Below are 23,935 nucleotides of genomic sequence, written 5' to 3'. Positions count from 1 at the left end.
AGAATCTCATGACAAGTAAAGTAATGAATGACAATATGGAAGAATATGATAATCCAATTTCATATGATATCGAAAATAATGCTTATGTGGGGGAAATTCCATTTTTAATAGAATGGGCTTCAAAGAAAAGAGGTACCATCATTGATTTAGCTTGTGGTACAGGAAGAATAACGATTCCCCTAGCACAAAATGGCTTTAACTTAATTGGGGTTGACCTACATGCGGGTATGCTTGAACAAGCAAAGAAAAAAGCAGAAGAACTTCAATTAAAGATTGAATGGTTGGAGCAAGACTGCACTCAACTAGATTTAAATTGTAAAAGCCCATTAATCTATATGGTTGGAAACTCGATTCAACATTTTCATACGAATGAATCACAAAACATGCTTTTATCTTCTATCCAAACACATTTAGAGGAAGATGGAATTTTTATTTTTGGAACGAGGTTTCCTAGCGCAGAAGAGTTACTGCAACCGAGTACCGAAGAATATTGGAAAACGTATACCGATACAACTTGTAATAAAGAGGTAGACGTTTATACCATAAGTAACTACGATGCATTGAGTCAAATGCAACACTATACTACAATTAGGAAGTTTAAAAATGCGGATGGCATTGTCGTTGATGAAACAAGAACGCATATAAGCTTGAGGTATACATATCCAAAAGAAATGGAAAGATTATTATTGGAAAATGGTTTTGATATTTTACATGTGAATACGGATTGGAAAGGAACACCTATTAGTAATGATAGCTATGAAATGATCTATGTATGTAGAAAGCAGATTTAGCGAGAGGGAAGTATGAAAAAGAAAAATAAAATATATTTGATTTTTTTCATTGTAGTTATTGCATTTTTTTCATTCAAGTATTGGAATGATTATCGTGAACGAGATTTAGAGGATTTAATCCGATTGAAAAAAAGTGATTTTATAGGTTTTTCATTTACTAATAGAGGCTATCCTATTCCAGACGACAGCAGTGATGGGTGGGGAACCGAGGATATAGAGCCAGTAGATGAACTTCTAAATTTTTTAAGCCAGTATCAAGCGAAGAAGCAAAAAGAGAATTTCTTTGATACTAATTACAAAGGGAAGAGATTTGGATTCACAATCCATCATAATAAATCTAATCCTACTATGGTTACGATGGAAGAAAATTATGTTCATATTTATAATGGGGATTATTATAAAGTAGTTAACGGTCCAATTGATATGGATTGGTTAAATGCATTTAATGAAAAATATAAGAAAATGTAGAGTGAATAGCAAGTGAAAAGGAGGTCCCCTAACGGATAACGGGTTCCGTTACCTGTCGCAAACATTAAAAATGTAACTTAAATGACCATCAATTTGTATATCATTTTGTTGGTCAATTTTTGTTGATATAAAAGGAATACATACCAAATATACTTAATAAAAGCATAACAAATTGCAACACAATTGGAAAGAGTACAATGGCTGGTGTACGTTTGCATTTTTACCTACAAATCGTCTTCAAATTAACTAGCATAATGCCATGGATATACTGAAAAACAATACTTATTAACCTGATTTTAAAAGGTATTCTGAATACTTATGTTCAAATAAATATATAGAATGTGAAACATTGAACTTAAACTAACGCAGCAGCGCGACAAGTTTTGTTATAAGCACTAATGTGTGAAAAAACAAGGGATTTCTTCGGAAATCCTAACTTTATAACCGAGGATAGGAATGATAAAACCACGTATTTTGAAACTATCCCATTGATACTCCTGCATGCGTCATAATAGACAGATTATGGGGTCTGAAGCTCAGGTAAAGTCGGCAGAACAAAGGCTGAAGCCACTCCTCACGGAAAAGGTATGCCAATGGATATGTCGGATGGCTGAAAAACTAAATATGGTGAGAATTTTCTTACGGAAAAGAACAGACGAACTTCCGAATGTACGGGTCTAAAGTTAGAGCATAAGGAAACTTGTGTACCATCCAACGATGGGGTGAGTGACGTGGAGTAAAAATTGCTGCTCTGAAACACGTTATACCGAACAATGGCGGTATCCAGCTCATAGGCTTACAGGAAGCACCTAAGTTTAGAAAAAGATAGCTAGGTTATAAGGTACTTGGAAAATAAGGAACGTTGGATCAAGGGCTGTCACCCGAAACGGTTGCTATAAGCTAAATGGCGAAATGCATTGGTCCTTATGAGGGTAGGGGTACGACCAGTGAAACCTCTGTAATGGAGGTGGAGGAACAGCCCCAAGTCTAGCGATAGGTAATAATTATTTTTCAACTGTGCATTGCACCGGTCTGGTAAGAACGTGGGAACATCATTTCATATAAGAATGATGCCACAGTGCAAGCTCTTCGATGAAGAGTAACTTGAAACTTATAATTAATAATACCATCGTTAGATGGAACGCGGAATGCTTGGAAACTGGCACGTTCCGTGCGGAGTAGGGGAAAAGCCGGAGATAACTTCAAACGTTTACCTATTACTAACGTTTAGTTGAAGAAGGATTCTCTGATAAAAGGAGTATTTTGTTTGTTATATTGGATCTATGAGGGAATATAGCGAAGTATTTACTCCATCCTAAATAAGCACATTAATCCTGTGATTAATGTGCTTATTTAGTTATGGGATGGTGGTATTTTGAGTTTCATAAAAAAAGTCTCTTGTTTGTTAGTTATTTTTTTAGTTTTTGTAAATTTGATTGGTCGTGAAACAATCGCTTCAGAGGGGGAACTTACGCTTAAAGAAGCGATTGATATTGGATTTCAGCGAGCGAAAGAATGGAATGCAAACGCAACACTTACCAGTGTAAATACTGTGGATGAAACGATGGGTGGCTCGAGAGGAGAAACAGGGAAACGCTTTAATTGGTTTATGCAATTTATGGCTTTAGGTACAGATGAACATTTACTAATTGGTATCTCAGAAAAGAAAATTACCGTGTTTGAATCGTTCAAGCAATCTCAGGTTCCTACAATTCAATACGATGAGATCAAATTGGATAGCTCGGATGTTCTCCAACTTGCAAAGGATAAATATGGTCTAAAACAAGGAAAAGGTTGGGCAACAGGATATCATTTTACATTGGATAATATCGAGGGTACACCAATTTTAACAGTGATTGGAAATGATCGAGATAAACGATTTACTCGAATTTCATTCAATGCCAGAAACGGTGATATAGTCAGTGCCATTCATAAATTACCATACGGTGGAGGATTAATATCCAAACGTATTGATACCGAAAAGCTATCTAAAAAAGGGATGGCGATTACAGGGTTTGTCGCTGGAAACAAAAAATTAGTCGTATGGGGAGACAAAAAGCCAACCCAATTTAGTACAAGTAATCAACCTTTTATTGAATGGAGCGAGAACGGTGGAAAAAAATGGACCGCACTACGAGCTGATAATTATGTGACACACGCTTGGTTTGATAGGAATGATGAATTATATGCAGTTACGGAAAACGAAATATGGGTGGGTATTACATCCAAAAGTAAAGGAAGGAAAATTCTTTCATTAGACCACCCGATTGAGAACGTCGATTATTCTATCAACAATCATATAGCTGTGCTATCAAATGGAACTATTTATTATACAAGTAATCAAGGGAAAAGTTGGGAAAAAGCTATTGTTCCTAACCCATTTTATGTGATTCAAATATCGGATAATGGAGATTTGTTAGGACTCACAGAAGAAAGAAAGCTTTTACAAAAGATAAATGATGGATGGAACGAAATCACCATGCCGAATAGTAAGGATGTACCGTGGAATATGAAAGTGATTAGTAATAGGCTATTCATAACCACAGAGAGTGGAATTTGGACGCGAAATCTTCAAGAGGTAAATTGGAGAAAAATCAACGTGGATGAAGAGATAGTTCAATTCATTAAAAAAGGAGAGAAGTTATTGGGATATAGCAATAGAGGTGAAGCTATCTATTCCATCAGTACGGAATATGAAAGCAAATCTGAAAAAGTGTTTGAAGCGAACGATACTATTATTTCGGATGTGGATATGATGGGAGATACGATATGGGTTGCCACAGTACCAAATTATTCATGGGAAGAAATTAAGACTCCGAAGAAACGCAAAAAATTTTAAATGTATATCCATGAAAAAAATTTGTGAAACATTTCACTTAAACTAACGGGTGCTTTACTTCAAGAAGGGGTAAATCCTTTTTTCTTATTGAATTAACGCCGCAGGTTAGTTCAATAAGAGAAGGGGAGTTTTTATGTAGCTTTTGAACCAAAATATGAAAGAAAAGAGATTAATCAAGTTGAATTAATCTCCGGGAAGGCTATTTACTTTTCTTTTTTCTTGAGAAGAATATAGCTGCAAAAAGTGCTACTGCGATAGCAATCCAGGTACCAAAGCTCATTACTTCACTTCCAATCAGGTAATAGGTTGTTATTAGATACGTTGCAAAAAATGAAAAGTTTCAATATTTAAAAATGTGAAAGATTGAAAATAGAATTTGGATTAATATGTAGGTGATATTAATTAATTTCTAATACTCCATTATTCAACTAAACCAGCCAATAGTTTGTCAATATTTATTAATAAAAAACAAATTAGTTCATGCTATACTAAAATTGTGCATGCCAAATAACCTTTCAATTTTCTGTATTTGGAAAGGTTTAGGCTTTTTAGTTATATTTTAATACTAGGTAAGATATTGGAAAAATGAATTGTTTTTTAAAAGTGCATAAATCCAATGTAAAAGCTTATTTGCACATGCTATTACAGCTACTTTAAAGGGCTTTCCTTCTTCACGTTTCTTATCATAAAACTCCCTTAACCTCTTATTTCGAGGAATGAGTTCATCTGTCGTTTTCTTCTTGCGACTATCACGAATGGCACTTTTAACGGCCATATATAAGGCATGTCGTAGTCTACTAGAACCTCTTTTGGTAATCCGATTCAAAGTACCTTTGAATGTACCAGATTCAAAAACACTTGGATCAATTCCTGCAAAGGCAACTAACTTTTTAGGATGATTAAACCGATCAATCTCCCCAATCTCCGAAATAATCGTTGCTGCGATTTTCTCACCAATACCGGGGATGGATTGGAGAATCTTATATTCTTCCATGCTTTTCGCTAAAGCATCTATCTCTCTTTCCAGATCTGATAGATGTTTTTTATATTCTAGAAGCATCTTAATATACATATTTATGCTTAAGATAAGACTATTGTATAAGGTTTTCTGGAATGGGTTGCGATCTGCGGCAGCTTTTAACTTTTCTGACTGACTGTTTGCCCATTTTTGAGAACGACTTTTACAGAATTCCTTTATTTTTTTGGCGACTGTTTCTTCACGTGTTGCCATCACTTCCTCAGAAGTAGGAAATGCTTGTAAGGTCAGTAAGGAGACATCTGAATAAAGATCTCCAAAGACCCCACAGTATTCAGGAAATACTTGATCTAAAACGGATTGGAATTGTAGTTTAGTTTGTACATACATACCTGTAATATTTTCATGTTGTCTTGTAAGATGACGTAAATTTAAGAGCTGGATCCCTCGCTGTTTATAAGGCTCTAAGTCCTCTTTATAAAACATCTCGCAGAGATGACGAGCATCTATGATATCTGTCTTTACTTTACGTAAACTGGAACTTTTTGCTCGATACGAAACGAGTGGATTAACCATGATTATTAAATAACCTCTGTCTTCGAAAAATTGGACAACTGGTGTATGATAGTGGCCAGTGGATTCCAAAACAATGGGGGGCCTTTCTCCAGAAGCCACTTCTATTTCTCTCATAAACTCTAAAAGAATTGTCAGCCCTTCCAGTGTGTGTGCTACTTTAAAGCTCTTTTTATACGGTTGTTTTTTATCTAAGAATGCTTGAACCTGACTTTCGCCTTTTGCCACATCCAGACCAATTACTGGATTCATCATTATTTTCCTCCTTGTCATACAATTAACCGGTAACCCCTATTCCTCCATGTAGTATCATAGCTTCGCTTGTTATACGAGATCAGAGTCCCAACCAGCCTCAATCATGTTTCTACAAGTAGGGGGCGAACTGTTTAGTTGACGGGATCAATAGCCCCACGGGTGCTTACGTTCTACCCCGGCTACCGCAATCATATATCGATATAAAAAAAGGTCAACCAGAAATATCTGGCTAACCTTATAATACGAACGGGTGCTTTACTTCAAGAAGGAGTATAGTCTAAAGCGGCAGTTTAGTAGAAGAGCGATGATTAACTGTGTTCAAAAATCGAGCTGAATTATTTGATGATTTAAATTTTTGATTCAATTTGTTAAGATGGTACTAATTGTAAATGACTGGAGGCTAAATTTGTGGTAACAATTGAGGACTTTTTGAAATTGGACATCCGTATTGGTACTGTTATTAACGCAGAACCCTTTCCAGAAGCACGAAAACCTGCAATAAAATTAGAAATTGATTTTGGAGAAATTGGTATTAAACATTCTTCTGCACAAATTACAAAAAGATATACACCAGAACAACTTATTGGACATCAGGTGGTTGCAGTAGTAAATTTCCCTCCAAGACGTATTGCTGGTTTTAAATCGGAGGTATTGGTAATTGGAGGTGTACCAGAGGAAGGTGACGTGGTACTTTTAAAGCCAGATGAATCTGTTAAAAATGGAACACCAATAGCATAGGCATGATAAAAGGAACATCCTACTTGTTTTCAGTAAAATAGTAACGGTGCTATCTTGCAAAAATGTCGGCAACGAACTCTAACGAGTGCTTTACTTCCAGAAGGAGTAAAGTTGGTTTTTCAACAGATGTAAATGGAAGTAATTTAATGAAAAATAAAAAATAACATCTTCAACTAACGGTGTGCTTTAGCAAAAAAGCGCTGTCAGGAAACAGCCCTTATTATTCAACTAAAGTCGCAGTTTAGTTGAAGAAGAAATGATTGGGGTGTTCAAATGATTAAAAGAAAGCTTATTTCTGCGGTAGTGACTTATGCGTTGTTTATGATAATTTTTTTTTTATTTTACCAATCATGGTTTATCATCATTTTAGGTGTTTACTTATTCCCTATTATTTTGTTTTATGGAGTACCAGTATCTGTTTTCTCTGATTATCTAACTAAAAAATTAAAAGGGAAGTATAGAGGGATCTTGGCATTGTTCATTCATTTATTCCTTGCCACTTTAGTAGTTTTGATTCCAGCTTTGTTTTCAGAATTGGGAAGGGATTTTATACTTCCTGACTTACAGTTCTTTTTACTTATTCCTATATTATCTTCCAGTTTCTTTTGGTGTATAGATGAGCTTCTTAGGATAAAAGAGGCAAGAGGTAGATTTGATTTGAAATTTACAAAAACTAGAGTGATTATTGTTCTTTGCATCCTATTTATTGCTATATTATTGAATCCATTAAAAAAAGATTTGTGGGATGTAAATGAAGAGTTATTAAAAAAAGAAGTGTTATCAATTGAAGAATCCGTTGATACAATAAATTTATTAGATGTTACCCCCTTTGAATGGGATGTTATATATTCATTTGATCCATATACATCTAAAGATACGATATATGAAGAAGTTGGATATAAATGGGATAATATAGCGGATACAGTAAGTGATTCAATGAATCAAATTGTTTTTTTAAATGATGGAAAAGTAGTCTGTTATATTTATGGGTATCCCGATAATAATGGATATGGTATATCCTTTATAAAAAGAAAAAATTTAGAGATTACTGGTTCTGTGCTTAAGGTTAAAGACGAATTAAATTTTCAAGTAACAAGAAGAAATGGAGCAATATATTTGAGCAACTATGAACTATTCAAATAGGGAATATAATTGAAGTTCATTGAGCTGTTTAAAAGTTCTCCTTTGCATGTTCAACTGAAAAAGGGTTTACAAGTGAATTTCAAGGTAATGAATTTGGGAATATTTATTAAAAGTCTTTTTATTGAACTAACGAAGCAGTTTAGTTGAAGAAGGTAATGTATTTTGTTTAATAATGGGGGGAAATCAGAACCTCAACAATTCGTTTCAAACATTTAAAGGGAAGTTTAATTGAAGAAAGTTATAAAGGGGGTAGGGTATATGAGTGAACGATTTGAATTAAGTTTTAAAAACAAGGAAGTAAGAATGTGGTTTTATTTGGCGGTACCAGCGTTTATTATAGGAAGCATCCTTATATTTTATGGTGGACAAAACTATCCGTATATTCCTTTGTCAGTGTTAGTAATTACATATACTATCTTTTATATATGGCGTTTTTTTTACCGTAGGAAACAGAAGAAAGAAGTAAAAAATTCTTCTTAAACCAACGGGTGCTTTACTTCAAGATGGAGTAAAGCCTTTTTTCTTATTGAACTAACGCCGCAGTTTAGTTGAAGAAGGAATAAATTGATTTACGTCGAAGTTTTAAATTAGTTTTTTCTTTATCATCGGCAAGTATTATGAAAATAAAGGAGGTTATTATGAAGATTTTGTGGTTGATTCTTTCTTTAGTGCCTGTAGCTTTCTTCTTTCATTTTTATGAATATGGGCAACATATTAAGGGGGAAGAAGCTTCTTTCTTATTTTTAGGTCTTGTATTGTTTGTTGTTATAATAGGTTCTTTGTCTGTTTACATAAAGATTAAGTACGTTATCTGGGTTAATATTATTGCAGGGTTACTATCCATATTTTTGGCTATGTATTTTATCCCAAATGATGGCAGTTGGTTTAAGCCAGTTAGTAGAGATGTTGCTGTAATACTTGTGGCAGGTGTTCAGTTAATAGGACAATTATTAGTAAGAGGATTTTTAAGAATATCTATCTTATCCTTAAAGGCGATATTAAAAGTTAAAAAGCCGAAAATTGACTAACGGGTGCTTTAGTTAAACAAGACCATCATTTTTCGATGGTCTATTTTTACGTCCTAAACATCAAGAAGATTTCGGCGATACAATGTGAAATGTTACACTTAAACTAACGCAGCAGCGCGACAAGTTTTGTTATAAGCACTAATGTGTGAAAAAACAAGGGATTTCTTCGGAAATCCTAACTTTATAACCGAGGATAGGAATGATAAAACCACGTATTTTGAAACTATCCCATTGATACTCCTGCATGCGTCATAATAGACAGATTATGGGGTCTGAAGCTCAGGTAAAGTCGGCAGAACAAAGGCTGAAGCCACTCCTCACGGAAAAGGTATGCCAATGGATATGTCGGATGGCTGAAAAACTAAATATGGTGAGAATTTTCTTACGGAAAAGAACAGACGAACTTCCGAATGTACGGGTCTAAAGTTAGAGCATAAGGAAACTTGTGTACCATCCAACGATGGGGTGAGTGACGTGGAGTAAAAATTGCTGCTCTGAAACACGTTATACCGAACAATGGCGGTATCCAGCTCATAGGCTTACAGGAAGCACCTAAGTTTAGAAAAAGATAGCTAGGTTATAAGGTACTTGGAAAATAAGGAACGTTGGATCAAGGGCTGTCACCCGAAACGGTTGCTATAAGCTAAATGGCGAAATGCATTGGTCCTTATGAGGGTAGGGGTACGACCAGTGAAACCTCTGTAATGGAGGTGGAGGAACAGCCCCAAGTCTAGCGATAGGTAATAATTATTTTTCAACTGTGCATTGCACCGGTCTGGTAAGAACGTGGGAACATCATTTCATATAAGAATGATGCCACAGTGCAAGCTCTTCGATGAAGAGTAACTTGAAACTTATAATTAATAATACCATCGTTAGATGGAACGCGGAATGCTTGGAAACTGGCACGTTCCGTGCGGAGTAGGGGAAAAGCCGGAGATAACTTCAAACGTTTACCTATTACTAACGTTTAGTTGAAGAAGGAATTAGAACAAATAACAATCAAATATTTTAAAGCCGAAGCTCATCATTTAAGTAAAAAGGAAAAATATAGAATGAACAAACCATATACATTCACATTTATAGAGGGAGGATTAGAATGAAAAGATGCCTATGGATATTTGTTTTTATATTTTTTATAACTGGATGCCAATCAAATGAAAATAAAGATTTGAAACCACCACATCCGACTATAACAGTTGATAATCAAGAAATTTCTTATGCAATGGGGACATATTCTTGGACGAAAAATGGAAAAGTTGTTATTGCTGATTCGGCATCCCCTGCTGAACTTGTAGAAAAGGTGAAGGTGAATGAAGTTCCAAGCGGGAAAACAATTTTAATTAACTTTGACTACAAACCTTCTTCAATCGAAATTGGTATTTGGGAAAACAATGGCGTGGATCTTGAAAGATTTAATACCCATGAATTTACATTACCAGAGGAAGAAGGCGAATTCATTTTTGTCATTCACGCAAGTTGGGATGAAGGTGATGGAATTTATGCTTTCCGAATTAAAACAATTAATAACTAATAGGGCTCTCTTAAGGGTATTTTTTATGGCTCTCTTTTGTAGAGGAATAAGATTGTGAAAGTCTACACTTAAACTAACGGGTGCTTTACTTAAATAGGAGTAGAGCCCTTTTTACTAACGAAGCAGTTTAGTGTAAGATGAAATCACCTTTATAAAAGTTAAAATGATACAATTATAGCGGAAAAAGGGGGTCGTTATGATACTGAAAAGTAAAAGAATTTTTTATATGCTTTTTTTAGTACTTGTCGTTTTACTTTCGGGATGTAATGGTAATGAGAAGTCAGTTAGTAATTACTATTTATCATTAATGGGAGAAAGTCAGACTTGGAATTTAACTGGATACGAAGTTGTGATAACACCAGAAAGTTTTAAAGCGGGTAATGGAACTTTACATGTGAAAAATGGAAATAAATCTAATGTAGATTTTTTTCATTTCGAAACCCATGTAGTTATTAACGATAAAGACCTAGTAGTACATACAGGTGGAGTAAGTAGTACTGGAAAGGATATTGAAGAGGAATATACTGGGGCAATTGAATGTGGGACATATCTGAACGAAGATGGAACACCTATTACATTAAACGAAATAAATAATATTTACATGATTGTTAAATGGCGGGGTAAGAGTGAAAGTGCTAAAGAAAGAATTGATTTATACATTAAACCTAACAAAGAACAAACCTTCTTGGACTAACGGGTGCTTTACTTCAATAAGGAGTAGAGCCTTTTTTACTAACGGGTCAGGTTAGTTGAACAAGGATATTGTATTTTGTAACAAATAACATTTCAATGCTTTGGGGGGGGTATATAAAATGAATCAAGTATTAGCGAATATTATTTATTTTTTATTCGTAATATTTATTTTTTGTACTTTGTGGAAATTTATGGGTTTGATGTGGAATGCTTATGTGCCTTGGAATGTTACAACTGACCTATTAACAATTTTTGTTGTAACTCCAATACTAATTGTTGTTTCGTTTATTTTGTCGAGTTTGTCTTTTAGAGTCATAAGAAGTTCTAAATAATATTAGAGTTTTAAAAGTCCTTATTGCACTAACGGGTGCTTTAGCAGAATAGGTCTGTCAGTAAAAAGCCATTATTGTTATTGAACTAAGCACCCCTTACTTGAATAAGTCTAATCTATTTTAGGTGGATTATTTTGGAATCTTTTTCGTTTTGGAACGTATTAACAATTATAAAAAACGCTTAGGGGGATTATCTTGAAAAAAGACATGATAAAAGTGGTATCTGTTTTTGGTATAGGTTCTATTTTAGTTTTATTAGTTCCTTTTCTCTTTAATTATTTTTTATAGAGCGTATAATATCGGATTCAAGTAAGAATGTTAAATAATGTACTTAAACTACCATGAAAATTAGTTTCTTAAACAAAAGAAAAATGACAATACTTAAGAAGACCTCTGCTTAATTGTTAAAAAAAGAGGAGAGCGTAAATAAGTCTATGGATTACGGTAGACTGGATAAAGGTCAGTATCAGTATTGGCACTTCCTGATCATTTTCATTCTCTGTGGTGCAGCCCTGATTTTGTGCTGCATGGATGGCTAATTGGTGCTTTAGTTGAACAAGCGTTTGGCATTTAAACACAGGCAATAGCCCAGTTCGAAATTGAACTGGGCTATTTTTTTGTAAACAAAAGCACCGTAATTTACGGTGCTCTTAATATTACATTTTTACTTACAATTATGTGTGTAAATTCTAGTTTTGCAATAGGTAACGGAACCCGTTACTTGACGGAAAGCTCCTTCATTTAATTAAAGATTTCTTTTCTATGAATCCTGTAATTAATCGTTAAAAAAGGTATAGAGAATATCCGCATTTGATGTTTTGCACGAAGCTCTCCTTCTTTTATTTCCTCAAGTAAAAATTGCTCTTGTAGTGGTAATTTAAATACGTATTTCTTAGTAGCTAAATAAATCCCCGCATCGGAATCGCTAGTTCCTTTACTTGTTAAGAGAAGCTTTTCTCCTTGCTGATGTAATTCCAGTATTCCAATCATTGATGACCAAGGTAGTGGCAAAGCAATATTCATATACGTTTTATTATTCCCTCGATGGGATGAGTAGAGAGCGACAAAGATGACTTCTTTGTTGATTTTTCGTACCCATGCTCTCGTATCGGAGCGGCCATCCTCTACGGCAACTATGTCGCCAGTCATTTCCATCTGTTTATTAGAATAAGGTAGGTTGAGTTGCTGTATTCTCCTACTAATAAGTTTATAAATAGCTGCAAATGGCTTAAACCAAGTGTGCCAATGCACCTCAGAGAATAATCTGTATTGAGTTGTATTTTCGTAAAAATCGATGATGGTAGAAGATATGGTTTCCTTCTCCATATACATATTCATATCATCGACAAGCCCTTTGTAAGTTCTCTTCTCCAGATGATCAGTCAAAATTTGCTCACCAATAACGAGCTTTCCTCTAATTTTGCTAACTGGAAAAAGACAACCTTGTCCTTTAGAGGGAGGTGTGAAAATAGACCAACCGATAATTCCACATAGTGCGAATAAAATACAATTAAAAAATCCATGAAAGCGTAACATGAAATCAATGCCTATACTAAAAATTCTAGTTGCATACAGTAAAGAGAAAATAATGGTAACCCCTAACGAACCGAATGATATAAGCACGAACACTTTTTGTCGTACACTTGCAAATGTGGTTTTAATAGTTAATACAATTAGTCCATAAATCCCAATAATATAAAGAAGCACTGAAACAACTTCAAGCCAAGGGAAGAAGGTTATACTTATTGCTACAACGATCGGAGAAATTAAAATGATGGTACAGAATATTTTATATGCAGTTGTCTTATATAAACGACCAAGAAATCCTACGAAAATGGGCAATAAGAAAGCTGAATAATGAAAGTGAATTCCAGTTAACCATGTAAGAATAGGTGAAAAATCAGTATCAATTTCGGCAACAGAAGCAAAGAACCAAATACCCCCGATGAATAAATAAATCATCCCAGCATCAATCGAAAATTCTTCTAAATGCGCAAAGCCTCGGCGGATAAAACGACCGAATCCATATAAAGCAATGACTAATGTAAAAAGAAGATAAATGGCTGCTAATAATAGGTCCAACTTAGTATCCGTCGTTATTTGTAAAATAAAAACAGACGTAAAAGCTGGTATTGCAAAATAATAATACACTCGATTCTCTTGTTTCAAGATTAATTGTAAAGTGATTGGTACAAATAAAAGCTGAGCGACTGTGAGCATTAAAAAATACCAAGGAGTTTCACTAAAAAACATAGTAGCTAGAAATAAAATAATATGCAATAACATAATTCGTTTAAAAGTCATCCGCTCGAAATTCTCCTTCGTATTCAAATAAATTGCCGATTAACGGATTTGTAATGACGACATGTATAGAAAAAACGTCTCTTTCTTCTATATAATATTCATTTACTTGTAAAATACCTTGAAAAATTTTAGATAAAGGAATTTCAATTGATCCAATAACAAATCGCTGTTTTCTTGATTCAATTCGCATATGTCCTTCTTTCGAAACAAAGAAAGCCAGTTCAGAGTAAAATAAACTCGGTTCTCCTAGATAATCTTTTACGACGCCTTCATTAAAATCTAGGCTCATAAGTGCATTAAAATATCTTTTCTTTTTAGGAAACTGAAAGATTCTTTCCCAGTGGACTTGGTTCTCGCCGTTTGCCCCGATTCGACTACTGTTTACTATAGAAAAAGGAATGTTTTCTCCTTGCTCTGGAAATAAAAACTTCCAACGAGTTCCAAGCAAAAACAAAGGGAGCAGCCATTTAGGTCCTCCGCTTATTTTATTCATGGTGCCGGTTGCTTTAAAAGGTTTCCCATCAGGAAGTGTATATCTTTTTTGGAGCATTGGCTGAAGTCGATAAAATTGATCACCAAGTATTTGTTTATAGATAGACATTTAAATGCTCCTTATCTCGTTCGTTTACAGCTTTTAGCAGTCGGAATATCCTTCCTCATGAAAAATCCAATAATAGAAAGACCAAATAAAGTTACGTTAAAAGTTAAAGGATTAAATGGATGACTAAGAATAGCAGGATCCGCAAGAATGGCTGATAAGGTGAGCAATGGGAAAAGGATTAATTGTATTCCTAGTAATCTTTTTTTATTAGAATAGAGTAACCAAATGAAACCAAAGATTATTTCCGCCATGCCAATTTTCCCGACAATGCCAGCTGCTTCACTTGTTGTGATAGCTAGTAATCTTTTCGTCATAGACACTTCTTCTGGATGCATCATTATCAATTTAGGTACTAAGCCTTGATATACCCATACGAAAAAGAATAAGAGTGTGATGATCCAATGACTGAAAAATCGACTATATTGTGCAGATGGAGATTCTCCTTTTTCAAGCCATCTCTTTAATACATCAAAGCTTAGCGCTGTCGCCCACCCAATAAGTGGTCGGAAAATAAGATGGTCAAAGAATCTACCTATTGCGCCAAAATTAGTTTCATAATCGTATTGTGTTAGAAATTTAATCGAATTTTGTTCAGGCTTATACTTCCAATAGCCTTTTCCTTCGCGAATGATGGAAATCGCTTGATCCGTTCCAAAGTGTAAGGAGGATGTTCTCGAATCGTCCTTTGCATGAAAAGTACCAACGCTTTTTCCCCAACCAGCAATATTCAAGCCCAACCCGATATTCGTTTTATATTCAAAATGCTGCGGCTCATGTTCTTCTTTTGGTAAATAGGTGATAGAAGAAAAGCGCAGATCCCATTGTTCATGTTGTTCCGGATTCTGCGTGGCATCCCATAACTTTTCTATTTCGGTATTAATAGTTGTTTCAACATATATGGCTTTCCTCTTCATTCGTTTCACCTCTAGTCAAGCTTATCACAAGATGAAGGAATTTTGGATAATGTTGGAGAATAGATAAGTAGGTAAGCTGGATGATTAATTGATATTGATTGGTGAGTATTTTAAATGACCATAAAAAATCTAGCACAAAAAGTTATCGTTAAAGTATTTAAAATGGGAATAAGAAATTCAGCAAAAGCAGTTATAGTAAAAGACGGCAAATTATTAACTATTAAATTACATGAAAATGGTGGAACATATTATATTCTACCTGGTGGTGGTCAAAAGCATGGTGAAAATCTTCATCAAGCACTAGAGTGTAGAGAAGAGCTAGGAGCGGAAGTGGAAATTGGAGAATTGATATTTGTGCGTGAATATATTGGGGAAAATCATGAACTTGCTGCATATCATTCTCATGCTCATCAGACTGAATTTATGTTTTTATGTAATGTTAATCAAGACACTTTTAATGATGGAGATAGTCCAGACAAGGGCCAAATAGGAACGGAATGGCTACCAATTACCGAGTTGTTAGATTATAAGCTATATCCTCAAGCTTTGAGAACACATTTAATTTCTTTTTTTGTAAGTGGAAAAGCTACATCTTTTGTTGGGGATATAAATTAATTATTATCTGAACTTGTAATCCATTTGGAAGGATGATTTTTGATGAAGCGATTTATGTATTATTTTGGTTGGACCATATTTATTGGTTTTATCTGCTACTTAAGTAGCGTGTACTATATGAATTTAAAATCCAATGCAGAAGAAACGTTTGATTACAAAAGAATATTTATATTCAATTTTGTGTTTCCTATAATTATTGGGATGTTATTTAAACTACCTGCATTGGTCAAAGACATTCAGCAACAGAAAAAATGGACATTCGATTGGGTAAAATTATTAGCTATCGGTACACCATCTCTATATATCGCGACTTCTCCAATTTGGACTTATACTTCATTCGGAGAACAATTTTTGTTTGCAGATTATGTTGGTATGACTATTAGTACTCCATTCACTGTAGCAGCAGGAATTGTACTAGGTTACTGCATCTTAGATATTTTGAAGAAGTAAAACAATTTCTAATCATTGGGGTAATTTTTAACCAAATGAATAAATGATACACTTATTGTCATTCGACTAACTGGCAATTTAGTACAATATAGTGGAGGTGAAAAAATGTCTTTTAAGATTATTCTACAATTAAGTGTAGCTTGCATGTTTTTGGTATTTTCGACTCTTGTTGCGTGGTATGAAGGAAGTGAAATAGTACATACTCCATGGGAATGGAAATATACTGCTATTTTTTCAGAGATGGTACATGGTCCGGTGAAGCAAGGAACCGACATTTTAATAATTGATTATTTTGTATATGCTGCTAAATTTGCTTCTTCATTTCCTTTACTTATGTTACTCAGTAGTACGTACATTATAATCCTTCTAGGATATGCTCTACTTAAACGTAAAGGTAAGAAGTTTCCCTATTTCCTTTCTTGTATTGGCGTTTTATTTATAGTATTAAGTGTTCTTGTACCAAGTTCACCAACTATTGGTTTGAAATCTTTTTTCAATTGTTTTCTTTTAATGGGCATTTTACTAATAGTTATTGCGCTACTTAAATTGTTTAATATAATGATGTTCCAGAAACGGTTGCTGTAAATGATGCTGAATTTAACCAAATTATATCAGTCTTGGATTAGGGGTGAAAAATTGATTTACGTAGTTAGGCATGGACAAACTGATTTGAATAAAGAAGGAAGAATGCAAGGAAGATTAGGCTTGCCATTAAATGTGTATGGCATAGAACAAGCGGAACTATTAAGAGACGAACTTCAAAACATAAAATTCGATTATGTTTTTTCTTCCCCACAAGAAAGAGCTATTCAAACAGCAAAGCTAGTAACGGGTATAAAAGTAATAATCGATACTAGACTGGATGTATTTGATTTAGGAGAAGCTGATCGATTAAAAAAAGCAGAAGTAAAAATGGATGGAGTAGTTCCTGATTCTAGTGTTTATAAGAGCGTTGAAGACATCCATAGCTATATAAAGAGGGTTTTTCTCTTCATGAAGGAACTAGAAGCTGACTATGGCAAAAGACAACTAAACATTTTAATATCTGGACACAAATGTACAACTGGCTGTATTGGTGCTTATTTTGAAGGTATACCAAAAGATAAAAATATACTAAGATTTTCCTCAAATAATGGTAAATATAAAGTATATAATCTCGGTAAAAATGAGGTTAGGAGGTGGAGTAATGGAACAAAAAACACTTAGTCGGGTAAATCAAATAGGGTGGAATCAATCTGCTTATCAAGCTTGGACTAATCGACATGGCTCACCTAAAGAATATGCTGAAAAGTTAATGGAAAAACCAGAGGATGCTGTATCTGACTATTTGAATCTCATAGGCGATGTTAATGGTAAAAAAATTGCTAATTTCTTAGGTTCAAAAGGGAATAAAGCGGTATCTTTTGCGCTATTAGGAGCAGATGTTACGGTAGTGGATATATCGGAAGATAATCGAAAATATGCGATGGAGCTAGCAAAAGAAGCGCTTGTAAATATCAAGTACATAGTTTCAGATATTTTAGAAGTTCCGAAAAATGAAGGAATAGCGGATTTTGATTGCGTGATATTAGAACTTGGTGTATTGCATTACTTCGTCGATTTACTTCCTCTATTTAGAGTGGTTTACGATTCACTTAAGCCAGGCGGTCAATTTATTTTAAGAGATTATCATCCTATCGTTTCAAAATTAGTGCATGTTGAAGGAAATAAAATGATCGCAAATGGAGATTATTTTAGTAAAGAAGTGGTGGAAGAGGATGTAGCTTATAGCATCTTGCTACCAGAGGAAGAGAGAGCCGCTTTGAGTAAAGTGAATATTCGAAGATGGACTTTAGGTGAAATTGTTACAGCTATTTCATGTTCCGGGCTTAATATAAGTTATCTTGATGAAGAAGCAGGAGTTAAGTGGGCATTTCCTGCAAATTCACCTGAAGGGGTAGAAAATAATATACCTGGATTATATACATTAATAGCTGCAAAATGATGAGGAACAAATAAAATATCTTAGTAATGCGACAAATAATACAATTGATGTTGTGAGAGGGATGTGGCGGATAATTTTCTTGGATTGCGCATATAATGTTGCGGTCTTACTTATTATGACTATTTAAAGTGCTAATGTAGTGTTCTTAATAATAGAAGGAGGGGCATATGGATACAAGTTCATTTTATGGATTAATAATTATTATTGCAATTCTTGTTTTATGGAGAAAAGGTAGAAGCATGTACCGTCCTATCAAGGGTAATGGAAAGAGAATATTACTTCCCATTCTATACTTTTTTCCAGCATTAGGTTTATTATTCAGCCCTAATATGCATGTAACATGGATATGGAGCAGCATTGCTATATTAGTTGGCATGATTCTTTCTATCCCATTGATTTGGACAACACAATTTGAAATTAGGGAAGATCAATGCATATATGCAAAGAAAAATATTTCATTTTTTGTTGCTTTCATTATAATCTTAGCAATTCGTTTTATTCTTAGAAGATACTTAAACGAAATAGATCCTAGCAACGTAATGGCACTATTTATGATTGTTGCAATCAGTTATATAATTCCTTGGAGACTAATCTCATTTCTTAAATTTCGTAAAGTATATAAAGCATCTTATAAGTACTAAGAAATATTGGTGCTCTTCCAACCTATCTTACAGTTACAAAGGTTGGAAGAGCATTTTTATTTATCCTGTTGATTTCATATTCATCATATAAACCCCACTCCAAGCAAATACAATAGAAGCTACATAAAAAATGCTCCCAATCGTCAGAAAATCAACTAAATACCCCGTAACTATAACCGCTAAAGCTGCACCAACCGATGTCCAAATATGATAGCGACCAATTTCTTTGCCTGCCGTCTCTTTATTGACTGTACGAGCTAGAACTGTTTTTTCGGAATTTTTCTGAACGGCACCTAGTAATCCCATTACTACTTGAAGGACATAAACATGCCAGATTTCAAAGGCAAGAGGGAAGACTAGTAAAATTAGTGCCATACCCCAAGAATAAAGGATCAATAGAATTTTATCTCCGGTTTTATCAGCAAGCTTGCCAATCATTGGGTAACTTAATGCAGCAGTCAGTGCAAATATTCCGTATGCCCATCCGAACTGTGAATAGCTGCTCCCAACATTTTTTAACAGCAACACATAGAACGGAAAAATCATACTTGCCGCCATTCCTATAGTACTTTGATAGACAATAAATCTTCTGTAATTCATCAATGATACTCCTCATAGAAAAGATTCATGAACCGGTGATTAGGATCATATTTTTCCTTCATTTCAAAGAATTCTTCTGCTCTAGGATATGCCTCTTCCAACTGTTCTTTTGTAGGGTAGTTATAGTAGGGAAGATAATAGCTTCCATCATGAGCTAACGTAATATCAATCATTTTCCGAATGACTTGACCTGTTTCTTCGATACTGTCTTTACTAGTTCCTTGATTTATAAGCAAAACGAGGGCAAACATGTCTTCTTTTGCATAAGAAAGGATTGCTTCATCATTCTTATTCACATATCGAATGGTAATGTTCAGCAAATTAAAATCTTTTTCTTTTTGGAGCATTTCTCTTAAGTCATCTATGTAGTTGGTAAACTCATCTATTGGTACGAAATATTCTTGCAATATTTCCGTTTTACTCGTACTGTCATATTCCATAAAGGCTGATTCCGAGCGCATCACATTATTTCTTGAAATATAAGAGCCATCAATCTTCTTATTGTATGTTTCTTGTGTTTTCCAAAACATATTCTTTCCCCAATCATTGATACGAGAAAGACCAAGAAAGAATTTTGGGACAGCGATGATGCTCTCCCGTTTTAATGTAGAGTGTTTATTTAGCACTGATTGGTCAGTGGTGAAATAGTTCGTTATATACATATCCGTCAAATAGTTATCTGGTGCAACTGAAATTCTTGCCAGATGCATTTTTACAGTATCCTTTCCAAGGACATTAGTAGCGAAATAAGAACTATATTCATCGTAAGCTAGCGATTTTGTTTGAACTTGATAGAGTTCATCAACCGTCAATTGCAATGTTACATCAAGAATTACACCGAATAACCCGTAACCCCCAATTACCAACCGAAAGAGCTCAGAATTCTCTTCACGACTGACATGAATAATATTCCCTTCTGCATTAAGTAATCTAAATGATGCTACGGATTCAATCAAAGAAGTATTTCGAATGTCGCGGCCGTGCACATTCACACTTAACGACCCACCGACTGTGAAAATATTTTGGGATTGACTAACCATTAAAGCGAGTCCATATGGGTTGATATAGGATTGGATGGCAGCCCAAGTTACTCCACTTTGTACAGTGATGAGTTTATTCTCTTTATCTAATGCTAGAATTTTATTATAGTTTTTCATGTCGAGTAGGATGCCATTTGGATAGAGGGTTTGACCTCCTTGACTATGCTGCATTCCTGCAATAGAAATTGGATCATCATGAATATTCGCTTGTTCAATAATTTTACGGAGATTTTCCTCATCATCGCTTGATTTCACAGCCATCATCTTAATAGGTAAAAGCCGCCCATAATCCTCTACGATTGGGTGGGACAATTGAAATTGAAATAGTTTAAAGGAGCAAATTAATAAGACAGCATATAAAATAATAGCAAAATAGCGATTTTTGAAAATTAGTCTCGCCTCCTTTTTTAACTTTATCTAGATTTTACTATTTAAAATAATATTTCGAAAGATAAGATTTTAGATACCGCATAACCTAGCCCAAGTACCACATAAGCTAGTCTGAGTACCACATAACTTGAATTGAATACCAAATAACCAAGTCTGAGTGCCACATACCAGATTGAGCACCACATAAGCTAGTCTGAGTACCACATACCAGATTAAGTACCACTTAACCTAGTCTGAATGCCCGAGCACCACATATCCACTTATCAAGTAGGCTTTAGATGGTTTTTATGGCTTTTTACTCTAAACGGGTATGTTTCAATGGGTACTATATGCACCATTTCGCTCACTTTCCAATAGGAAAACGAACAAATATCCGCCACAAAATTATCGAAATAAATAAAGGAGTGTGAAGTGACATAGTCACTTCGCACTCCTAAAATTTCCTATGTTAAAAGGATTTGGACTCCTCTTATTATTTCCCTTTAAAAACTGGTTTTCTTTTTTCACTAAATGCATTTAAAGCTTCTATTCGATCTTCTGTTGGAATAGTGATTTCGTAGGCTTTACGTTCAATGTTTAACCCTGTATGTAAATCTACATTCATGCCGTGTTTGATCGCAAACTTTGCTTGTTGAAGTGCGATTGGTCCATTGGCAAGCATCAGCGCTGCGAAGCTGTCTGTTTCTGTTATTAGTGTTTCACGAGAGGTAACTTTAGTAACTAATCCGTAAGCTAATGCTTCTTCTGCTTTTAGTCTTTTGGCAGTTAAAATTAGCTCTAGTGCTTTTGCTTCTCCGATAAGGCGCGGTAGACGTTGCGTTCCCCCCGCGCCTGGTATAATGGCTAAACTTGTTTCGGTTAATCCTAGTTGAATATCATCTGCTGCAATTCGGAAATCACATGCAAGTGCAAGCTCTGTACCCCCACCAAATGCGTAGCCATTTAGCATAGCAATCGTTGGTTGTGGTAGATTTTCAATTGCTGAGAATACTTCTCCAATTTTATAAATATTTCGTTTTACTTGTTGATCTGTTAAATTTTTTCGTTCTTTTAAGTCTGCTCCCACACTAAACGATTTTTCTCCAGCTCCAGTGAAAATTACGACACGGATATCTGGATTTATGCGGATAGATTCTGTAATATCGCCTAGCTCTCGAAGCATCTCGTAATTAAATGCATTTAGCGCATCAGGTCTATTTAGTGTTACATATGCCAAATTTCCATGCTGTTCATAATAAATCGATTTCATTTCTTATCCCCCTAAAAATACAATTACTTCCCCTTACAAAACATATCATTTTATTACTAGTCTGTCATCTATAGGCAATGGATTCATAATAGGTCGATTTTCCTTTTCCAGTTTGGTACAATTATGTTATTGAAATTTTAAAGATTTGAGGAATTTACGTGGACATCTTTGTTGCGAGACAACCGATTTTTACTAAAAATGAACGTATTTTTGCATATGAATTATTATATAGAGATGGACAAAGAAATTCTTTTGCCGCTCTAGACGGTGATACTGCTACTTTAGATGTACTTGTACATTCATTTCTTACTATAGGTATTAATGAACTAGCGGGAGAAAAACTATGTTTTATTAATTTTACAGAAAATTTATTAGAAAAAGAAGTGTTTGAGAAATTTCCAACGGATCGAATAGTCGTAGAAATATTAGAGGATATTCCGATTACGATTTCATTAATTCAAAAAATAAGAGTAATTAAATCTCTTGGCTTTTTAATCGCTTTAGATGATTTTGTTCTTCAAAAAAATGTTACTTTGTATGATGAGCTATTTTCTCTTGTTAACTTCATTAAAGTAGATTTCCTTGCGAGCACATCAAAAGAAAGACTAGCAATTGAACAAATTGTAAAAACAAATTATCCGAATGTCGTTTTGCTTGCGGAAAAAGTGGAAACACGAGCGGTATTTTATGAGGCTAAAGCTTCAGGCTATACGCTTTTTCAAGGCTATTTCTTTGCTAAACCAGAAATTATTAAAGGAACTGAAATACCAACAAATATGGCACAATATTTTCGAATCATTAGCTTGTTACAGGATAAATCTGCATCAATCGAGGAGGTTGCAGATGAAATAGAACGGGATGTATCTCTTTCTTTTAAAGTTTTAAAGATGATTAATTCACCTGCAATTCGCACGAAGTCAAAGGTTCGCTCTATTAAGCAAGGAGTACTCATGCTTGGTTTAGAAGAATTGAGTCACTGGTTATATGTTTTATTGCTTAGAGAAACAAAGGTAAGCCATTCAGGTGATGGCATGGCCCTCATTGAAGCGTCATTATTTCGAGCAAAGTTTTGCGATTTACTAGCAAGACGTAAGTTTCTACCAAATGCTTCTGAATATTTCATCATAGGGATGTTTTCTTTAATTGATACATTATTACATCGTTCGATGGACCAACTACTTCAGGAACTCCCCCTTTCAGATGAAGTGGCAGCAACATTGGCTGGCACTGAAACTGTAATGACCCCTATTTTAGAGCTAGCCATTGCTTGTGATGAAGTTCGTTGGAATGACATGATAGTTGGGGCTGCAATACTTGAAATTGATCACGCCGTATTAAATAATTTTTATCTAGAAGCACGTCGTTGGGCTGCTGAAATAATAAATTAACGCTTTTAATAAAAAATCTCGATGAGCTTTTCGCTTGCTCATCGAGATTTTTCTTATTAAGGAAAAGTATATAAATTTTTATGATATGGACAGGTTGATTTCCGCTGCAGGCGGACGCATTTTGGGGGGGAATATCAAGCTGCTTCCTTCGCTACGCTCCAATATATGGGTATATTGCTAATTCACACGCTATTATCGCAAACTCAAGACGATATAATGAACTAGTTCTTTCTATTGTCTATCAATATGGTAAGAGGAACCTGAAAAAAATAGATAGTATTCATAGATAAAGAAGCGCTGAGCGGACGAAATTGTATCTTCGTCCGCTTTTAAAAGAGTAAAATAGGATTTATTTTCTCATTATCCAAACCTAATGCATTATGTCTTTA

The 23,935-nt window shown here is 34.6% G+C and carries 24 protein-coding genes; 17 read left to right on the top strand and 7 right to left on the bottom strand.

What is annotated here, in order from left to right; genetic code table 11:
• Window positions 1–8: 8 nt before the first annotated feature.
• The 3 genes from PB01_RS14825 (at window position 9) to PB01_RS14815 (ending at window position 4,098) form a co-directional block, all read left to right on the top strand.
• A complete protein-coding gene (locus PB01_RS14825) occupies window positions 9–791 on the top strand; it encodes a class I SAM-dependent methyltransferase (RefSeq protein ID WP_225986050.1) in 783 nt (260 codons plus the stop codon).
• 12 nt (window positions 792–803) lie between these two features.
• Window positions 804–1,259 carry a hypothetical protein gene (locus tag PB01_RS14820; RefSeq protein ID WP_151700911.1) on the top strand — a complete coding sequence of 152 codons (456 nt, stop codon included), beginning with the start codon at window positions 804–806 and terminating at the stop codon, window positions 1,257–1,259.
• A gap of 1,375 nt (window positions 1,260–2,634) precedes the next feature.
• Window positions 2,635–4,098 carry a beta propeller repeat protein gene (locus PB01_RS14815; RefSeq protein ID WP_225986049.1) on the top strand — a complete coding sequence of 488 codons (1,464 nt, stop codon included), beginning with the start codon at window positions 2,635–2,637 and terminating at the stop codon, window positions 4,096–4,098.
• Window positions 4,099–4,663: 565 nt separating this feature from the next.
• Here the strand turns inward: PB01_RS14815 and PB01_RS14805 are convergent.
• Window positions 4,664–5,899, bottom strand: coding sequence for an IS110 family RNA-guided transposase (locus tag PB01_RS14805; protein ID WP_151702070.1), 1,236 nt, complete (start codon window positions 5,897–5,899; stop codon window positions 4,664–4,666).
• A 411-nt stretch (window positions 5,900–6,310) separates the two neighbouring features.
• Here PB01_RS14805 and csaA point away from each other — a divergent pair, with 411 nt between their 5' ends.
• The 7 genes from csaA (at window position 6,311) to PB01_RS14770 (ending at window position 11,370) form a co-directional block, all read left to right on the top strand.
• Entirely contained in the window at window positions 6,311–6,640 is a 330-nt protein-coding gene (csaA, locus tag PB01_RS14800) for a chaperone CsaA (protein WP_151700909.1), read from the top strand.
• Window positions 6,641–6,913: 273 nt separating this feature from the next.
• Window positions 6,914–7,783: a hypothetical protein gene (locus tag PB01_RS21470; RefSeq protein ID WP_225986048.1), complete on the top strand. Its 870-nt coding sequence runs from the start codon at window positions 6,914–6,916 to the stop codon at window positions 7,781–7,783.
• A gap of 258 nt (window positions 7,784–8,041) precedes the next feature.
• Window positions 8,042–8,263 (top strand): hypothetical protein, encoded by a 222-nt coding sequence (locus PB01_RS14790; RefSeq protein ID WP_151700908.1) that lies wholly within the window; start codon window positions 8,042–8,044, stop codon window positions 8,261–8,263.
• Window positions 8,264–8,421: 158 nt separating this feature from the next.
• On the top strand, window positions 8,422–8,811 hold the full coding sequence (locus PB01_RS14785; RefSeq protein ID WP_151700907.1) for a hypothetical protein: 390 nt from the start codon (window positions 8,422–8,424) through the stop codon (window positions 8,809–8,811).
• A gap of 1,099 nt (window positions 8,812–9,910) precedes the next feature.
• Window positions 9,911–10,345 carry a hypothetical protein gene (locus tag PB01_RS14780; protein ID WP_151700906.1) on the top strand — a complete coding sequence of 145 codons (435 nt, stop codon included), beginning with the start codon at window positions 9,911–9,913 and terminating at the stop codon, window positions 10,343–10,345.
• A gap of 196 nt (window positions 10,346–10,541) precedes the next feature.
• On the top strand, window positions 10,542–11,039 hold the full coding sequence (locus tag PB01_RS14775) for a hypothetical protein (protein ID WP_151700905.1): 498 nt from the start codon (window positions 10,542–10,544) through the stop codon (window positions 11,037–11,039).
• Between the two features lie 118 nt (window positions 11,040–11,157).
• Entirely contained in the window at window positions 11,158–11,370 is a 213-nt protein-coding gene (locus tag PB01_RS14770) for a hypothetical protein (protein WP_151700904.1), read from the top strand.
• A 741-nt stretch (window positions 11,371–12,111) separates the two neighbouring features.
• On the opposite strand, the gene PB01_RS14765 is transcribed toward PB01_RS14770, so the two are convergent.
• From PB01_RS14765 to PB01_RS14755, 3 genes are read right to left on the bottom strand one after another with little or no spacing between them, the layout of a single operon-like run.
• The gene (locus tag PB01_RS14765) at window positions 12,112–13,674 is read right to left on the bottom strand and encodes a YndJ family protein (RefSeq protein ID WP_151700903.1); all 1,563 of its coding nucleotides are present in this window, start codon (window positions 13,672–13,674) and stop codon (window positions 12,112–12,114) included.
• The gene (locus PB01_RS14760; protein WP_151700902.1) at window positions 13,664–14,275 is read right to left on the bottom strand and encodes a DUF4166 domain-containing protein; all 612 of its coding nucleotides are present in this window, start codon (window positions 14,273–14,275) and stop codon (window positions 13,664–13,666) included. The genes PB01_RS14765 and PB01_RS14760 overlap by 11 nt, the downstream gene beginning before the upstream one ends.
• A gap of 11 nt (window positions 14,276–14,286) precedes the next feature.
• Window positions 14,287–15,189 carry a DoxX-like family protein gene (locus tag PB01_RS14755; RefSeq protein WP_151700901.1) on the bottom strand — a complete coding sequence of 301 codons (903 nt, stop codon included), beginning with the start codon at window positions 15,187–15,189 and terminating at the stop codon, window positions 14,287–14,289.
• A gap of 114 nt (window positions 15,190–15,303) precedes the next feature.
• Between PB01_RS14755 and PB01_RS14750 the strand changes: the two genes are divergently transcribed.
• The 6 genes from PB01_RS14750 to PB01_RS14725 all read left to right on the top strand — a co-directional run bounded on the left by PB01_RS14750 (window position 15,304) and on the right by PB01_RS14725 (window position 18,879).
• Complete coding sequence (locus tag PB01_RS14750; RefSeq protein ID WP_151700900.1) at window positions 15,304–15,804, top strand: NUDIX domain-containing protein; 501 nt, start codon at window positions 15,304–15,306, stop codon at window positions 15,802–15,804.
• A gap of 42 nt (window positions 15,805–15,846) precedes the next feature.
• Entirely contained in the window at window positions 15,847–16,254 is a 408-nt protein-coding gene (locus PB01_RS14745; RefSeq protein ID WP_151700899.1) for a hypothetical protein, read from the top strand.
• Between the two features lie 105 nt (window positions 16,255–16,359).
• Window positions 16,360–16,839 carry a DUF4306 domain-containing protein gene (locus PB01_RS14740; protein ID WP_151700898.1) on the top strand — a complete coding sequence of 160 codons (480 nt, stop codon included), beginning with the start codon at window positions 16,360–16,362 and terminating at the stop codon, window positions 16,837–16,839.
• Between the two features lie 51 nt (window positions 16,840–16,890).
• The gene (locus PB01_RS14735) at window positions 16,891–17,460 is read left to right on the top strand and encodes a histidine phosphatase family protein (RefSeq protein WP_151702068.1); all 570 of its coding nucleotides are present in this window, start codon (window positions 16,891–16,893) and stop codon (window positions 17,458–17,460) included.
• A complete protein-coding gene (locus PB01_RS14730) occupies window positions 17,441–18,238 on the top strand; it encodes a class I SAM-dependent methyltransferase (protein ID WP_151700897.1) in 798 nt (265 codons plus the stop codon). Before PB01_RS14735 ends, PB01_RS14730 begins: the two co-directional genes overlap by 20 nt.
• A gap of 167 nt (window positions 18,239–18,405) precedes the next feature.
• Window positions 18,406–18,879, top strand: a complete 474-nt coding sequence (locus PB01_RS14725) for a cytochrome c biogenesis protein CcdC (RefSeq protein ID WP_151700896.1) — start codon at window positions 18,406–18,408, stop codon at window positions 18,877–18,879.
• Between the two features lie 60 nt (window positions 18,880–18,939).
• Here PB01_RS14725 and PB01_RS14720 read toward each other — a convergent pair whose 3' ends face one another.
• From PB01_RS14720 to PB01_RS14710, 3 genes are all read right to left on the bottom strand, one after another.
• Window positions 18,940–19,479: an MFS transporter gene (locus PB01_RS14720; protein WP_151700895.1), complete on the bottom strand. Its 540-nt coding sequence runs from the start codon at window positions 19,477–19,479 to the stop codon at window positions 18,940–18,942.
• Window positions 19,479–20,909 carry an FAD-binding protein gene (locus tag PB01_RS14715; RefSeq protein WP_151700894.1) on the bottom strand — a complete coding sequence of 477 codons (1,431 nt, stop codon included), beginning with the start codon at window positions 20,907–20,909 and terminating at the stop codon, window positions 19,479–19,481. Before PB01_RS14715 ends, PB01_RS14720 begins: the two co-directional genes overlap by 1 nt.
• Before the next feature lie 472 nt (window positions 20,910–21,381).
• On the bottom strand, window positions 21,382–22,158 hold the full coding sequence (locus PB01_RS14710; protein WP_151700893.1) for an enoyl-CoA hydratase-related protein: 777 nt from the start codon (window positions 22,156–22,158) through the stop codon (window positions 21,382–21,384).
• A gap of 158 nt (window positions 22,159–22,316) precedes the next feature.
• Here PB01_RS14710 and PB01_RS14705 point away from each other — a divergent pair, with 158 nt between their 5' ends.
• Window positions 22,317–23,546, top strand: coding sequence for an EAL and HDOD domain-containing protein (locus PB01_RS14705; RefSeq protein WP_151700892.1), 1,230 nt, complete (start codon window positions 22,317–22,319; stop codon window positions 23,544–23,546).
• The last annotated feature ends 389 nt before the right edge of the window (window positions 23,547–23,935 follow it).

This window comes from Psychrobacillus glaciei, assembly GCF_008973485.1.
Classification (GTDB): Bacteria; Bacillota; Bacilli; order Bacillales_A; family Planococcaceae; genus Psychrobacillus; species Psychrobacillus glaciei.
Note: the sequence above shows the minus strand (reverse complement) of the source record. Positions and strands in the feature narration are given on the sequence as shown.

Coding starts and splice junctions, on each gene's coding strand:
- PB01_RS14825 (WP_225986050.1), top strand. CDS start 9: ATGACAAGTAAAGTAATGAATGACAATATGGAAGAATATGATAATCCA.
- PB01_RS14820 (WP_151700911.1), top strand. CDS start 804: ATGAAAAAGAAAAATAAAATATATTTGATTTTTTTCATTGTAGTTATT.
- PB01_RS14805 (WP_151702070.1), bottom strand. CDS start 5,899: ATGAATCCAGTAATTGGTCTGGATGTGGCAAAAGGCGAAAGTCAGGTT.
- PB01_RS21470 (WP_225986048.1), top strand. CDS start 6,914: ATGATTAAAAGAAAGCTTATTTCTGCGGTAGTGACTTATGCGTTGTTT.
- PB01_RS14790 (WP_151700908.1), top strand. CDS start 8,042: ATGAGTGAACGATTTGAATTAAGTTTTAAAAACAAGGAAGTAAGAATG.
- PB01_RS14785 (WP_151700907.1), top strand. CDS start 8,422: ATGAAGATTTTGTGGTTGATTCTTTCTTTAGTGCCTGTAGCTTTCTTC.
- PB01_RS14780 (WP_151700906.1), top strand. CDS start 9,911: ATGAAAAGATGCCTATGGATATTTGTTTTTATATTTTTTATAACTGGA.
- PB01_RS14775 (WP_151700905.1), top strand. CDS start 10,542: ATGATACTGAAAAGTAAAAGAATTTTTTATATGCTTTTTTTAGTACTT.
- PB01_RS14770 (WP_151700904.1), top strand. CDS start 11,158: ATGAATCAAGTATTAGCGAATATTATTTATTTTTTATTCGTAATATTT.
- PB01_RS14765 (WP_151700903.1), bottom strand. CDS start 13,674: ATGACTTTTAAACGAATTATGTTATTGCATATTATTTTATTTCTAGCT.
- PB01_RS14760 (WP_151700902.1), bottom strand. CDS start 14,275: ATGTCTATCTATAAACAAATACTTGGTGATCAATTTTATCGACTTCAG.
- PB01_RS14755 (WP_151700901.1), bottom strand. CDS start 15,189: ATGAAGAGGAAAGCCATATATGTTGAAACAACTATTAATACCGAAATA.
- PB01_RS14750 (WP_151700900.1), top strand. CDS start 15,304: ATGACCATAAAAAATCTAGCACAAAAAGTTATCGTTAAAGTATTTAAA.
- PB01_RS14745 (WP_151700899.1), top strand. CDS start 15,847: ATGAAGCGATTTATGTATTATTTTGGTTGGACCATATTTATTGGTTTT.
- PB01_RS14740 (WP_151700898.1), top strand. CDS start 16,360: ATGTCTTTTAAGATTATTCTACAATTAAGTGTAGCTTGCATGTTTTTG.
- PB01_RS14730 (WP_151700897.1), top strand. CDS start 17,441: ATGGAACAAAAAACACTTAGTCGGGTAAATCAAATAGGGTGGAATCAA.
- PB01_RS14725 (WP_151700896.1), top strand. CDS start 18,406: ATGGATACAAGTTCATTTTATGGATTAATAATTATTATTGCAATTCTT.
- PB01_RS14720 (WP_151700895.1), bottom strand. CDS start 19,479: ATGAATTACAGAAGATTTATTGTCTATCAAAGTACTATAGGAATGGCG.
- PB01_RS14710 (WP_151700893.1), bottom strand. CDS start 22,158: ATGAAATCGATTTATTATGAACAGCATGGAAATTTGGCATATGTAACA.